This window comes from Fibrobacter sp. UWB11 (genome assembly GCF_900143015.1).
Taxonomy (GTDB): domain Bacteria; phylum Fibrobacterota; class Fibrobacteria; order Fibrobacterales; family Fibrobacteraceae; genus Fibrobacter.
Genome location: NZ_FSRT01000001.1, coordinates 124,519 through 138,957, shown reverse-complemented (window position 1 = coordinate 138,957; position 14,439 = coordinate 124,519). Strand labels below are relative to the sequence as shown.

Here is a 14,439-nt window from a genome sequence, read left to right as displayed (position 1 = left end):
ACACCTAAGGTTTACGACCAATTACGCCAATGCACAATTGCGTGTAGTGCATCACCGGCACAGACTGGAGACTATCTAAAATCTTGTCCTTGATTTTCTGGTAGGCCGTTCCGTCGAGCGGATACTTCGGAAGTTCAATACCGAACTTGAAGCAAAGTTCTCGCAGGATTCGGTAGTAAAGGTTCGGACGCATCCAGTCGCCATAAGCGTAAATACATTCAAAGCCAGCATCACGCATGAGCTTCTTGAGCTGACCCATCGTGAATTGCTTTTCCCAACCGGCAAACCACTTGTCCATTGCAATCAAGATATGCTTGATAATCGTGTACGGGTGTACCGTCTGCGGAACGTCGCAAAGGCAGCAACCGCCATGTTTGACAATGCGGTAATTTTCCTGAATCAGCGGGAGTGAATCCTTGAAGTGTTCGGCAAGGCCCTGGTGGAAAACCAAGTCAAAAGTATTGTCCGGGAACGGGGACTTGAACGCATCGCCGCGAACCAAGTGCAAATTCTTGAGATCTTCGCTTTCACGGAGCGAATTCACAATTTTAAGGCTATTTTCAGCATAATCGAGAACGTAAACATCGGCACCAAGGCGAGCAAGTTCGGCGCTATCGCGACCGGTTCCGGCGCCAACCTCCAGCACCTTCAAGCCCTCGAGCTTAAAATTCTTCTTAATAGCTTCTATAATAGACGGCGAAGACGGATAGACCTTGTCCATGTCGTTCTTGCGCTGCCAAAAACGGTTCCATACGGATTGATCGGGCTCTTTAATAGACATAACGGGGATAATATATGAAAAAATGAGAGTAGGAAGTAGGAAATAGGAAGTTAGATGTGGGTTATTAGTCAGTAGTCATTGGTCAACGGTGTATTCCAAAATGAAACACACGACTTTACATTTTCTATTCAGCTAGAGCAGATTGCCGCGTCCAAATTGTCACGTTTTGAAAAATTTGTTATATTTTAACGACAATTTTACAAAAACAAGACATCAAAACCACCCATTTGCAGCTTACAAAACCGCAAATCGGCTCAATAAAGGACTTTTTGTAAAAATTTTGGAAAATTTTACACAATTGGCACGCAACTTGCTTTAAAAAAGCGATATTATAAGGGCAAGGTTTTTAAAATGCATATTGATTCTACCGATACCACTCTCAAAAGATACTTAGAAGACATCCGTCGTACCGCACCCCTATCACGCGAAGAAGAACAGATTCTTTTCCAGAAAGCTAAAGAAGGCGACAAAATCGCCCGTAAAAAATTGATTTCTGCAAACATGCGCTTTGTTTTGAAGGTCGCCATCCAGTACCGCGGCTGCCCGATTCCGCTTCCGGACTTGGTCAGCGAAGGCGCAATGGGCCTCGTCCGCGCTATCGAATCGTTCGAACATACCCGTGGTCTTAAATTCATCAGTTACGGCGTTTGGTGGATCAAGGCATATATCACTCGTGCTATTAACGAACAGGGCAACCTCATCCGCTTGCCGGCAAACCAGCACCTCCGCGTGCGCAAGGCTTTGCACGAACAGTCCCGCGGTAAGGAAATCAACGAAGAAATCCGTGAATTGATCCAGATCGGTCAGCGCGGTGTTTCGTTTGACAGCCCGCTCAAGGCAGACTCCAAGGCTACTTACGCCGAAGTCCTCCCGGACAGCGGCGCATCGAACCCAGAAGCCGATTCCGAAATTCAGAGCGTCGAAGCTTTGGCTCGCGACCTCATGGAACAGCTCCCGGAACGCGAAGCCCGAGTCATTACCGGCATTTTCGGCATCAACCAGGAAGCTCCGCAGACACTTCGCGAAGTGGGCGAATCCATGAACATCTCCCACGAACGCGTGCGTCAGTTGCGCGACCAAGCTCTCCGCCGTATTCGCAAGTACAACAGCAAGGACTTCTTGCAAGAAAAGAAAGACGCATTCTTGGCTGCGATTAATAAGTAGTTAAAAGCCAAAATTAAACTTGTCATGCCCCGCTCCAACGTCTTTGACTACTTGCAGCTATGCTGCTTAGTAGTCATGATCCGCGTATGGGGAGGGCATCTCCTTTTTATGAAGAAAGCGCTACCGGCAGGCGTTCAGCACGTCAGTCACAATGCTGTCCATGAAAATCCAGCCACGACCGACAAGTTTTAGGATTCCGCCATCGAGTGTTGCAAAACCTTTCTTGACCCATTGCTCATAGCCTTCCGGCGAAACGGAAATTCCGTCAGCAGTAAGAGCATTCAGATCAAGGCCAGAGCGCTGGCGCAGTGAGAGCCAAACGCGTTCCGTCAAAATATCGTCTTTGTCTAGTTCGTCGTACGTCAGCGAAACATCTGGCGATCCTGCATTCACGTAATCGCGCCAACGCGGATACATTTCTGGAGCGCAGAAACGGCGACCGCCAAAATAGCTGTGCGCGCCCGGCCCAAAGCCGATGTACTCGCCGCGATTCCAGTAGTTCATATTATGCAAGCTTTCATCGCCCGGCTGAGCAAAATTCGAAACCTCGTAACGCGCGAAGCCTTTTTTCTCAAGAATCTCGACGCCACCAAGATACATCGGCTCGTACAAACTCTCGTCAATTTTTTCTTCACCACGCGATACGCGACCGCCCAAAAGCGTCCGCTCGCCCACATTCAATCCGTAAAAGCTCAAGTGCCCAAGCGGAAAATCCGACAAGCGGTCCACATCGCTCAAGAAAGATTCTACCGATTGCCCTGGCAAATCAAACATCAAGTCAGCCGAGACTTTCGCCTGCGGAAGTGAGGTCAACAAGCGCAGTGCTTCAAAGCCCCGCTCCACCGTGTGCCTGCGGCCAATGCGGTCCAAGAGCGTTTGCGAAAACGTCTGGAGTCCAAGGCTAAAGCGACGCACACCGCAATCAAGCGCCGTCTGCACAGATTCTTCGGTACACGATTCCGGATTGAATTCCATCGAGACTTCGTCAAGCGAATCCACGCGAACGCCACAATCCTCAAGCACCGCGAAAATCCGCTCTAAGCATGAGCTCGGCAAAATCGAGGGCGTTCCACCGCCGAGATAAAGCGTTCGCGCTTGCGAAAGAACGTTTTGAGGAGACCCAGAATGCGATACAGGATGCGCCGCCGCAAAAGCACGGATTTCACGTTCCAGCAAACCCGCATATTCCTCGAACAGCCGAGCATTCGCAGGCATCACACGAAAGTCGCAATAATCGCAAATTTTCGCGCAAAATGGAACGTGAATATAAATACCGAACATGAACAACCTTGTTAAACGCAAAAAATATAACTTTTTTCACCCTACCCCCTTTACAATTGGAATTTTTATTTCTATAATTGGGTCACCCCGCGGGAATAGCTCAGTTGGTAGAGCACGACCTTGCCAAGGTCGGGGTCGAGGGTCCGAGTCCCTTTTCCCGCTCTAAAACAAAAAGCCTAGCGTCAAGCTAGGCTCTTTTGTTTTATACACAGAATTAGACGAGGACCCAAGAAGAGGGGCCGCATAATTTGACTCGTGGGCGAAGCCCGTGGAGACGAATTTTGCGCTTGACGCGAACGTAGTGAGCGCAAGCCCGGAGGGTTGGCAAGCAGCCGCGAAGCGGGGACTGATTGCCAACAATCCCTTTTCCCGCTCTAAAGAAGAAAACCACCTACAAAGGTGGTTTTCTTTTTTTATCGTAATTTGGGCGAAGACGTCATTCCCGTTCCCGCCTTACAAGTCTTTTAATTAAAAACCCTGCAAGCCGAATGCTGCGTGAAAGTTCACTTTCACATAGCTGAGGCGAAAGGGTTTCTTGAAACTTTTTGTGGAAAACGAACTCCCACCCATGGGAGTTCTTTAATCTTTTAGAATTTGTTAAAATGTTTACTCAATTTTAACACAGCGAACAGAATATCCGTTCAATTTTTCTCCACGACGATTCTTTTGTATACCTGTATTATCATCGCTATTTACAGAAACAAAAGCAGAATATGCAAATAAAGTGACATCATATTCTTGTTCCTGCGGATATGTCCAAAAAACAGCATCTGTCAAATTTTTAAATGTTCCATTTTCAAATCTAACCCCACCACCGATTAAAGAGAACCCACTAGCATTGTTACCATGGAAGCATTGCGAACGAAGACCTTTTATTCCATCACCATATTCATCATTATAATCTCTTATTATTTCGAAATCATCCCAAGTAAACAAGCGCCATCCATCCGGACAAATACCTTGATGTTTACGCCTTATATAATCAGAACAACTTTCAGTATTGCAACGGCTCGGCAACTGCATCATTTCAGCCCACTGATACAAGCCACCATACTTGTCACAATTCGTGGTATCGTTATTGTAGCAATAGCGTTCAATCTTCGTATCGTCATTTTGTTCATTTTCACCAAGAACCATTTCACCGATATTCAGATTTTCAGCCATAACGGTCACTTTTCTTCCTGTTTTTGAAGAAACTGCGGTATAGTAGTAATAATTACGGCCATTACGCGGGTCAGTAAACTGTTTGTAGATTGTATCCCTAAGATTCCAATTATCCGCAAGACATTTAAAATGGTCATACGGAACATACTCACTACTGGAGGATTCAACCTTTTTACTCGAACTCGATGCAGGAGTAACAGAAGATGACGAGACAATCTTTTGGCTAGAACTGGATTCTACTTTTTTGCTAGAAGAGGATTGCTTACTGCTACTGCTCAGGACTACGGAAGAAGACGAAGAAACAGTCTTGACAGAAGATGAGGAAGAAGTAGCCTTCGCCGATGACGAAGAGGAAACCTTCGAGGAACTGCTACTTGTCATGCCGGACTCCGTTCCGGCATCGCCTTTTTTACTGCTACTTGAAGGGCGATTCGCGCTTGAAGCGGGAATGGCTGAAGAGGAAGAAGATGTCTTCGTCACACTTGATGAAGACTGCTTCTTGACCGAGGAAGAAGATTCATCCTTTTGGACACTGCTGGAAGAATCTTTTTCTTCGCTATTGGGTGACGTACCGCTATCGCCGCCACAAGCGATGAGGGCTATGGATAGCATAATGGATGCAATAATGCTGTACTTGAAATTTCTCATTCTAAACCTCGTCCATATACCCATTTTCATTATAAAATAGAAAAATCACAACACGTAACAATCCATTTGGCCAAAGAATTATCGCACATAAAAATTTTCACTTTTTTCGCCCACTCCCCTTTACAACTAGAAATTTTATTTCTATATATGGGCTGTCCTCGCGGGAATAGCTCAGTTGGTAGAGCACGACCTTGCCAAGGTCGGGGTCGAGGGTCCGAGTCCCTTTTCCCGCTCTAAAAAAGAAAAACCACCTACAAAGGTGGTTTTCTTTTTTATATCGTAATCTGGACGAGGACCCGAGAAGAGGGGCCGCATAATTTGACTCGTGGGCGAAGCCCGTGGAAAGAATTTAGGATTTATCGCACAGCGATAAACCCGTAGGGCGGCAAGCCATCCGCGTAGCGGAATATGGCGAAGCCGTCATTCCCGCCGCCCGCTCTAAAACAAAAGAAGACGCTACTAAGCGTCTTTTTTTTGTTTTGTAACTAGAAGCTGGACAAGGCCCCGAGACCTCATGGGGCGCGATTTAAGCCAGGCGTTACGGGCTGGCGTCTGAAGCCCGTTAGAAGGGGTAGCGAAAGACTCGGCGCGATCTTCACAACAGAAATAGGCGACCCCGGCACAGAGGCCGGGGTGACAATGTAAGCCGAGGCTGAAGCGAGGGGGAAGCCTCCCCCTCACACCTATTTCTAGAAAGACATTTTGAGATTGAGGTCAGCTATAATCGGGGTATCCGAGCCAACCACTTCTTCTTTGCCAAACACCGTCTTCGCAGAAGCCTGCACACAAACATTGGAGTTGACCGCATACTTCAAACCGGCATAAGGGAGAACAGCCATATCTCCTGTATAGCTCCTGCCAAAATTTTCCCCTTCATGAGTAAACTTGCCAATCATCATAAGCCCATCAGCACCGATGAACGGGGTCAATGGAATTCCCAAATTAAAATCGGCCTCAGCGCCAAAATTCAGCCTCAACGGAGGAGACACCTTGTCATCACCTCTAGTATTCACTTTAAGGCTCAATTCCGCACCGAAATCTACAACGCCAAGATTCTGGGAATACTGAGCACCAAAATTGAAGGACCATTCACTGTTATTGTAGGGGTCATTACTTATAGGGACTCGAACATCCAAGAATGCGTTCATCATCGGCAAAAACTGGTAGCGAGCCATAAATATAGGATTCGCAAGGCCGTTTTCGTTGTTCATGTTCAAATTCACATAATACGGGAGAATCACGCCCAATTCCAAATTCGGCATGACCGTATAACGGGAGCCGACATAAGGCGTGAGTTGCATCGGCTCACCCTGTTTGATAAATTCAGCACCGACTATGATTTCACCCTTGTGGTCTTCAAGGACAGGGAACTTGTCCCAAGTTGCAAAGCTTGCAGTCACACAAAGCGTTGCAGCAAGGAAAGCCTTTTTCAACATATAAAATCTCCTTTTTTCTAACGAATTAATTTTTTTTTCATCAGGGAATATACAAAACAAACAAATTACAGAAAAGTAATTCATTATACTTTTTCAAATAAGAAAAACCCGGTCCTTTTGAACCGGGCTAAATATTCAAATAGCAGTTGATTGACTAATTACAGTTTCATATCGCTCAGGCGAGTGCTTTCCACGCGGTCAAATTCCAGCTGGATTTCGGCAGAGGGTTCCTTGGTCAAAAGGCTCACGACGACGATTGTAACGAAGGAAAGGATAAAGCCCGGCACGAGTTCATAGATCTGGAAGATTTCGGCGGAGAATCCGGAAAGGTAGAACTTCCAGATAAACGTCGTAAGGCCACCCACGAGCATACCGCTGACAGCGCCAGCGAGAGTCGTGCGTTTCCAGAAGAGTGCGAGCAACATAATCGGGCCAAAGGTCGCACCGAAGCCGCCCCAAGCAAAGCTCACGAGGCTCATCACCACATCAAGGAAGCTCTTGCCGTGCTTCATGCCGTCAGCACTCGGAGCGCCCTGCATAGCGACAATCACCGCGATGAGCGTAATCACCACGACAACGCCACGGCTCACCCACATCACTTCCTTGTTGCTTGCGTTCTTGCGGAACAGGTGCTTGTAGAGGTCGTTACTGAATGCAGATGCAGACACGAGGAGCTGGGAGTCGGAAGTACTCATAATGGCTGCGAGAATGGCGGCCATAAGGATGGCTGCAATCGCCGGATGGCAAAGAGCTTGGCAGAGAATCATGAAAATGCGTTCCGGGTCATCAACGGTGATGCCGTGTGCCGTCACGTAATAGCGACCGAGGAGAGCAATCATCACGACTGCAGCAAGGCAGATAATCACCCAAGTCATGGCGATACGGCGAGAATCCTTGATTTCTTCGGCGTTCTTGATGGACATAAAGCGCACGAGGATGTGCGGCATGCCAAAGTAGCCAAGTCCCCACGAGAGACTTGAAATCAGCGCAATAAGGCCAATGGACTTGCCTGTTGTCGCATTCGTGAAAAGGCTCATCAGGTAGGGATTCTGGGCGTTTACCGCATCCATCGTCGGGGCAAAACCGCCCGAGCCGCTCATGATCATCATCGGAATCACAAGTACTGCGATAAGCATCATCGAAGCCTGGATAAAGTCAGTCCAACACACCGCAAAGAACCCGCCCATAAACGTGTAACTCACCACCACGACCGCACCAAGGATAAGGCCCGTCGTGTAGTTCATTCCAAAGATAGTTCCGAACAACTTAGCGCAGGCGACAAAGCCCGAGACCGTGTAGAAGAGGAAGAACGCGAGAATGAAAATCGAGGCAATCACACGGATGATGCCCTTATTGTCGCGGAAACGGTTCGAGAAAAAGTCCGGAAGCGTAATCGAGTCGCCACAGAAATGGCTGTACTTGCGGAGCCTGCGACCGACGATTTTCCAGTTGAAGTAAGTGCCGATGACAAGGCCAATGCCGATCCAAGCTTCGGAAAAACCGCTCACGAACACGGCGCCCGGAAGGCCCATCAGCATCCAGCCGCTCATGTCGGAGGCCTGGGCGGACATGGCAACCACCCACTTGTTCATGCCGCGGTTACCGAGGTAATAGGCGTTCAGGCTGTTCGCCTTGCGAGAGAAATATGCACCGATGCCAAGCATCATTAGCAGATAAAGGATAAAGACGACTAACGTCATGAGACCTCCGAATTGTTTTTATAAAAATTAAAAAATTGGCGGTTATAGATAATGCGCTTGCCTTTTACACCATCGGTTGCACAAACATGGTCTACGGGAGGCTTGAGCAAGTTTGCCACGAGATGCGCGGCAACGGTTTCTGCACGCACCGGACGAAAATGCGCCGGTACCCATTCTGGGTGCGCCCCGAAAAGCTTTTGCATCAGTTCTTCGCCAAAACGTTTATCCTTGTGTTTGCCCAAAAGCAACGACGGACGCACGAGCGTAAGAGAATCAAAGCCCATCATCGTGAGGCCTTCTTCGAGTTGCCCCTTCAGGCGGTTATAGAAGAACGGCGAATGAGAATTTGCACCCATGGCGCTCACGCACAGAAAATGCTTGACGCCTTGGCGCTTCGCAAGGGCTGCAAGCGTAAGCGGCAAACGCAAATCGACCTTTTCTTGAGCGGGCTTACTCCCCGCCTGCTTGAGCGTCGTCCCTAGGCAGCAAATCACCACATCGCAGCCGGTAAAGTTCTTGCAAACGCTAGACGCCCATTGCTCTTCGGGCCTTGCACTCAAAAGTGCGTTAAAATCCACCGCCTCAAAATTGAACTTCGATACGCCATTAAAAATGCCCAGCGCATTCAAGTCTGGGACCGAACGCACCGGGCAAAAAACAGATTCCACGTCATCTAAACGGGAAAGCAACTGAGCGACGCTCTTCCCGATAAGTCCTGTTGAACCAAGAAGAGCGACTTTCATTAAACACCTTCGTCGACTTCTTGGCTCGGAATCATCCAGCCAACCGCATCACCGCGAACCGGGAGTGCCGTCACTGCGCCAGCTTCATCAACAATCACGGCAATGCCCGACAAATAGTTGACCCAGTGGAACGGAGATTCATAAGCTTTCAAATTGATGGTCCGATTCGAGACAAACACAATCAGCGGTTCAACCAACATGTCATGGCTCACAAGCACACTCACGCGCTTCCAATTCGGCATGTTCGCTACAATAACTTCGTTCACGAACTGATTGCCGCGAGGATACAAATCGTAGAAATAAGTTGAAAGAGTTGCGCCAATCGTAGCGGCATAAGAGAATGGAACGCCATAAGAATATTGCGCAATGAACTTCGGATTTCCGCCCTTCTTAGAGACAAGCGCATCCAGCGAATCGCTAGGCACGGTCAAGAAATAACCGCCATTAATGCCATCCCATGTCACGACTTCAGCGGTTTCGCCACGGCCTGCGGCAATGTTTTCGCAAGTTGCGCGGGTACGCAAGAAGTTTGTCGAAGCATAATAGAACGATTCATCGCCCACCAGCTTTTCACCGAGGGTCTTAGCCATTGTAATACCAATGGGAGTCAGCGTCGATTCTGTTCCCAAATTATTCTTTTGACGCTTGGAATGGCGAATCACAAAAGCAATCTTGCTAGTCTTGGGCACAGCCTTATAGACATCGCCCATATCATAGAAGCCATCGGCATCCGGAGCCAAAGCAAGTGTACCCGGAGTCGTTGCAAAAGTAAACGGACCGTTCACAACAGTCCCGGCAGAGCTCGACGACAAAGCGACATCGGACGAGCTTGTCGTGACAACAGGAGCAGTCTCCGAAGAACTAGAAGCATTAGCAATGGGGTTCGAATCAATTTCGCTAGAAGAGGACTGGGTATCGCCAGCTTGGCTTTGCGGCTGATCTACACTAGACGAAGAAACGGCCCCCGTATTCGGAGCAGCCGGGAAAGAGTTCGACGAATCGTCGCCACAACCGGCAAACATACAAAGCCCGACAAAAAGGGCGCTCACAAGATACTTAGCGGAAATATTTTTCATATTCAAAAATCCTCATATACTAACATTGAAATTTAGATTTTTCCGAAAAATTTCCTCGTAAAACTTTCATAAACACGACACAACAACACCTAAAATTCGTGATTCGTCTGAAAAAAGCGCATTTTCGCCCCAAACACGGCAAAACTATGTATATTTAGGGCATCACTTTTATCAGAGGCTGGATGTTATCTAGTAAATATTGGTTCATTGTTTAGGGCCTTGGAAGACAAATGTTTTCAAGGCGGTCTTCCAAGGTGATTGTGCCTATTCACACAAAAATTTTGGAGATAAACAATGAAAAAATACAATATCCGCACGGAACAACCGCGCGACTTTAAAATCGTCGAAAATCTCACCCGAGAAGCATTCTGGAACGTTTACCGTCCCGGCTGCGTGGAGCATTTTGTCCTCCACCATTACAGGAACGACCCAAGCTTTATCCCGGAACTTTCGCTCGTCATGGAAGTTGACGGACAAATTATCGGACACGTGATGTACGCGTGGTCGAAAATCGATGATGACGACGGACGCAAAATTCGCATGATGACCTTCGGGCCCATCAGCATCCACCCCGACTACAAGCGACAGGGATACGGCAAGGCGCTCCTCGACTATTCCATGGAACTCGCCCGCAAGATGGGCGCAGGTTGCCTGCTCATCGTCGGGAACATCAGATTCTACGGCAAGTGCGGATTCGTCCCCGCTTACACCAAGGGCATCCGCTACGCCGACGACCCGAACAGCGACGCGCCATATTTCTTGTGCAAGGAACTCGACGAGGGATTCTTGGACGGAGTGACGGGCTCGTACAAAGACCCCGAGGGCTATTTTGTGACCGAACGAATGCCCGAAGAATTCGAGAAGTACGAAGCAAGCTTCCCACCTAAGGAAAAGCTAGTACTCCCCGGACAGTTGTAATAGAAAACGCCCAACAAGAAACAAATCTTGATGTGCATTTTTTTGCAAATCAAGATTTTTTGCAACACAAGTATTCCACCCAACTTGAAGTCAAAAATTTTGACTTCAAGTTGTTTTTTGGGGTTCAAGGCCGAAAATTTCGACCTTGATTATTAACAATTATCAAATTTCTTTTCTAAGGCGCAAATTTTACACCTTAGAAGTAAAAAAGCAATTTGCATATTTTGCAAATTCCTAAAATTCTATTTTTCACTTTCTTTAAATCACGACATTATTTGTCGCAGTGAAAATCTATTTTTAGAGATACAACAAAAAGGAAAACCCATGAAAAAATCAAATTTATCCTTTGATTTGACAATTACACACATATCTAACAACGAAATAGATTACGGCATCATCTTTGGTCGTGATCATCAGAAAATTCTTATAATCAAAACAGATCTAGAAGATTCCGTTTATGGCTACAAAAGTGAATACATACAGTTCGCCTACGAACTGCGAGACTCATACGGATTCACGGTAGTGAGCGCATCGACACCATCTCCGAGCAATGTGGCTCCATCATCATCATGCAGTGATCAAATGGCTGAACTCGCATGTATCGTCTCGTCAGAAATCGGAATCATCGATGCGACCAAGATTTATTTCATAGGCATCTCTCAAGGAGCTACCGTTGGATGCTTAGGGCACGCATCCTTTCCTCAGATTAGTCGTTTTTTGCTAATCAACCCTCAACTCGCATACTATACGAGAAAAATATGTCGAAGCGTCCAAAACTATGAAGGAGAAATGATGACGTTCGTTTTCGGAAAATTCGACCCATCAGCGCCTTTGGCAAGACACCTTAAATCATACAAGCACAAAAACATCCACGCAGCAATCATTCCTGAAATTGATTACATCTTTTCGCGGAATTATTATCAGTTGCAAGACTTGGCGGAATCAACAATTTTACGAAAAAGATCATACATAAAGATTTTTGTTTACGGAAAATCCTTTGCTGAACTACCCAATTTTGCCAAAACGATTCTTGACTACATCATCAAAAACAAAGACGAAATTCTCGTTGGCGATAGCGATGACACGGATATACTCATACAAAAATACCTAGAATCAAAGGCTTACAACAACATAACCTTTTATTGTAATGGAGATACCCCAAAAAACAACTTCGTGACTTCGGCAAAAATTCAGTCTTGTGCAGAAAGAACAAAAATACTCCCAAATAAAGTTGCCGAATCCGTCTATCTACAACAGATGTCAGACGATTGCGACCTAATAATTTCAATTTTAGATGAAAAAGTATATTTGGCTTGGGATGGCGTTAACGACATTGTTGAAAAAAATATTAATTGCATTAAGGAATTAAATTTATCAGTTCCAATCGACATATCGTTAGGCACAAAACATTACGGACCATGGTATGTAAAACAAAGCGAGCCTAAAGCCTTCGAAATTATAGAAGAGGATTTCTAATAGCAATTTGTATTTTACCTTATTCTTTATTTCTTAATATGCCTCAGAAAAATTTTGATCTAGTCAAATCCAGCAAATGCGCCAATTGTAGCATAGATTACGGTTTCGTCTTTGGCGGTAACCGTCAAAAAATATTCCTGATAAAAACAGGGCAAGACGGCTCTATTTATGGTTACCAGAACAAGTACCTGAAACTCGCTTGCGAATTGCGAGACTTGTACGGATTCTCTGTCGTTTGCGCATCCACGCCGTCGTCTGATATTGACCAAATGGCACAATTCGCCGAAATGGTTCAATCGGAATTTGAGATTACCGATACAACCAAAATTTATTTCATGGGGATGTCGAAAGGAGCGTCAATCGGGTGCTTAGAACATGCATCTTTTCCGCAGATTAGCCGTATTTTACTAATCAATCCTCCCCTCATGATAAATACGATAAAAATGTGTCGATACGCTCAAAATTTTGCAGGCGAAATGATGACATTCGTTTTCGGGAGCCTCGATCCATCGGCACACTTAGCGGGCCTCATCAAATTGCACGAACGCGAAAATGTCCGCATTGCCATAATCCACGGGCAAGACCACTATTTTTCAAAAAACGGATTTAACCTGCTAGAGCTGATAAAATCAACCATTCTATAAAGAGGCACTATGAAAATATTTATATCCGGTTCAAAGTCCATTTCAAAGTTGCCCGACTTGGCAATAGTATTCATCGATCAATTCATCGAGAATAACGATGAAATTCTTATTGGTGATTGCTACGGCGTTGATGCCGTCGTACAGCAATACATTGAATCCAAGGGTTTCAGCAATGTAACCATTTATTGTAGCGGAGTCTCACCAAGAAATAATTTCACATCATCCGCCAAAATCCACTCTTGTATCGAAGCAGCCAAAGGACTCTCCGACAGCAACTTTCACTATGTGAAAGACATTCAAATGGCAAAAGATTGTGACCAAGCTCTTATGATTTGGGATGGGAAAAGCAAAGGCACCGCCGAAAACCTCAAGCGCATAAAACAAATGGGTAAAACTTTTATTGTGATAAGAGGGTGATGTTATCTTTTTAATTTATCCATCAATATGTGGTAAATTTCTGTATTCTCAATCTGCATGATGGTAGTAATTTTGTTACCAGCATCTTTAGATGAAGCACCACAGTGAAAAAGCTTTTCACCTTTTAAACCGTAATCCAGAAAAATATAGCGGTCATGGATTTTACCCCTTGTCCGACCCGTGAAGAGCTTTACATCAGGGCGAGCCGCCGAGAAATCATTCTTAATTTGATCTGTCAGCGATTCAAATCCTTGTTCATCGCTATAAATTGTCACAGAAACACCCTTGGCAATTCCTCGCAAAAGATCGAGCGTTTTCACGCCAACATAATCGTCAATAATGGCGATGGATTTCTTTGCCATGCCATAAATTTGCGTATAAGCAACATCCGCTTCCAACTTTTTTCCATTCAGAATCAAGAAATGCTTGTAGGTGGAAGGATCAACGAAATTTTCCATGACCTTCTGAAGGTCGGACTGAATGACGGCAATATCCTTAGTATTCCGTTCCGTTTGCATGGCTATTTGTACAAGGCCTTCGTTACTCAACAAATTCCGATTTTCAGCAATGATATAGTCCTTCATCTGCTTGAAAAGCCGGATAAGCGCCTTGCTTTGCGCCGTAGCCCGTTCGCCCTTGAGAACAGTCATAAGCATATAAATGCCTTGCTCGGTAAAAGCGTAGGGAGCGTAAGAACGTCCTCCCTTTACACCTTTAATTTGCATCGAGGTCAAAAATTTTGACCTCGATAAGCCTTCAATTTCCTCAGAATCCAGCTGAAAGCGAAAATCTTCATCGAATTTTTCGATATTATTCTTAATCTGTTGATTAAAAGCCTTCGTACTATACCCATAAATCTCCGCCAAGTCAGCATCAAGCATGACTTTGAGCCCACGAATCGTGTAGATTCGCGATTTAAGCATATTTTCGTCTATCAGGGAAAATTCAGACTTGGCAACTGCCGGGACATCATTTTTCATCATTTACTCCT

The 14,439-nt window shown here is 45.9% G+C and carries 13 protein-coding genes and 2 tRNA genes; 7 read left to right on the top strand and 8 right to left on the bottom strand.

The window, feature by feature from the left end:
- Positions 1-4: 4 nt before the first annotated feature.
- Entirely contained in the window at positions 5-781 is a 777-nt protein-coding gene (locus BUQ91_RS00750; RefSeq protein ID WP_072827628.1) for a class I SAM-dependent methyltransferase, read from the bottom strand.
- 351 nt (positions 782-1,132) lie between these two features.
- On the opposite strand from BUQ91_RS00750, the gene BUQ91_RS00745 reads away from it, so the two are divergent.
- Positions 1,133-1,945 carry a sigma-70 family RNA polymerase sigma factor gene (locus BUQ91_RS00745; protein ID WP_014545470.1) on the top strand — a complete coding sequence of 271 codons (813 nt, stop codon included), beginning with the start codon at positions 1,133-1,135 and terminating at the stop codon, positions 1,943-1,945.
- A gap of 120 nt (positions 1,946-2,065) precedes the next feature.
- Here the strand turns inward: BUQ91_RS00745 and BUQ91_RS00740 are convergent, their stop codons facing one another.
- Positions 2,066-3,226 (bottom strand): coproporphyrinogen-III oxidase family protein, encoded by a 1,161-nt coding sequence (locus BUQ91_RS00740; RefSeq protein ID WP_074207784.1) that lies wholly within the window; start codon positions 3,224-3,226, stop codon positions 2,066-2,068.
- A gap of 89 nt (positions 3,227-3,315) precedes the next feature.
- Between BUQ91_RS00740 and BUQ91_RS00735 the strand changes: the two genes are divergently transcribed.
- Positions 3,316-3,388 (top strand) — tRNA-Gly (locus tag BUQ91_RS00735).
- Positions 3,389-3,832: 444 nt separating this feature from the next.
- Here BUQ91_RS00735 and BUQ91_RS00725 read toward each other — a convergent pair.
- The gene (locus BUQ91_RS00725; protein WP_175566581.1) at positions 3,833-5,038 is read right to left on the bottom strand and encodes an FISUMP domain-containing protein; all 1,206 of its coding nucleotides are present in this window, start codon (positions 5,036-5,038) and stop codon (positions 3,833-3,835) included.
- 160 nt (positions 5,039-5,198) lie between these two features.
- Between BUQ91_RS00725 and BUQ91_RS00715 the strand changes: the two genes are divergently transcribed.
- A tRNA-Gly gene (locus tag BUQ91_RS00715) sits at positions 5,199-5,271 on the top strand.
- Positions 5,272-5,727: 456 nt separating this feature from the next.
- Here BUQ91_RS00715 and BUQ91_RS00710 read toward each other — a convergent pair.
- The 4 genes from BUQ91_RS00710 to BUQ91_RS00695 all read right to left on the bottom strand — a co-directional run bounded on the left by BUQ91_RS00710 (position 5,728) and on the right by BUQ91_RS00695 (position 9,993).
- Complete coding sequence (locus BUQ91_RS00710; RefSeq protein WP_074207780.1) at positions 5,728-6,474, bottom strand: hypothetical protein; 747 nt, start codon at positions 6,472-6,474, stop codon at positions 5,728-5,730.
- A 158-nt stretch (positions 6,475-6,632) separates the two neighbouring features.
- Positions 6,633-8,174 (bottom strand): sodium/proline symporter PutP, encoded by a 1,542-nt coding sequence (gene putP, locus BUQ91_RS00705; protein WP_074207779.1) that lies wholly within the window; start codon positions 8,172-8,174, stop codon positions 6,633-6,635.
- Positions 8,171-8,917, bottom strand: a complete 747-nt coding sequence (locus BUQ91_RS00700) for an NAD(P)H-binding protein (RefSeq protein WP_074207778.1) — start codon at positions 8,915-8,917, stop codon at positions 8,171-8,173. The genes putP and BUQ91_RS00700 overlap by 4 nt, the downstream gene beginning before the upstream one ends.
- Positions 8,917-9,993, bottom strand: coding sequence for a histidine phosphatase family protein (locus BUQ91_RS00695; RefSeq protein WP_072830335.1), 1,077 nt, complete (start codon positions 9,991-9,993; stop codon positions 8,917-8,919). Before BUQ91_RS00695 ends, BUQ91_RS00700 begins: the two co-directional genes overlap by 1 nt.
- A 294-nt stretch (positions 9,994-10,287) precedes the next feature.
- Between BUQ91_RS00695 and BUQ91_RS00690 the strand changes: the two genes are divergently transcribed.
- From BUQ91_RS00690 to BUQ91_RS00675, 4 genes are all read left to right on the top strand, one after another.
- Positions 10,288-10,911 carry a GNAT family N-acetyltransferase gene (locus tag BUQ91_RS00690; RefSeq protein WP_074207777.1) on the top strand — a complete coding sequence of 208 codons (624 nt, stop codon included), beginning with the start codon at positions 10,288-10,290 and terminating at the stop codon, positions 10,909-10,911.
- 324 nt (positions 10,912-11,235) lie between these two features.
- Positions 11,236-12,387 (top strand): hypothetical protein, encoded by a 1,152-nt coding sequence (locus BUQ91_RS00685; RefSeq protein WP_074207776.1) that lies wholly within the window; start codon positions 11,236-11,238, stop codon positions 12,385-12,387.
- Between the two features lie 38 nt (positions 12,388-12,425).
- Positions 12,426-13,031: a hypothetical protein gene (locus BUQ91_RS00680; RefSeq protein WP_074207775.1), complete on the top strand. Its 606-nt coding sequence runs from the start codon at positions 12,426-12,428 to the stop codon at positions 13,029-13,031.
- A 9-nt stretch (positions 13,032-13,040) separates the two neighbouring features.
- Positions 13,041-13,448 (top strand): hypothetical protein, encoded by a 408-nt coding sequence (locus BUQ91_RS00675; RefSeq protein ID WP_074207774.1) that lies wholly within the window; start codon positions 13,041-13,043, stop codon positions 13,446-13,448.
- Between the two features lie 2 nt (positions 13,449-13,450).
- On the opposite strand, the gene BUQ91_RS00670 is transcribed toward BUQ91_RS00675, so the two are convergent.
- On the bottom strand, positions 13,451-14,431 hold the full coding sequence (locus BUQ91_RS00670; protein ID WP_074207773.1) for an ORF6N domain-containing protein: 981 nt from the start codon (positions 14,429-14,431) through the stop codon (positions 13,451-13,453).
- Between the last annotated feature and the right edge of the window lie 8 nt (positions 14,432-14,439).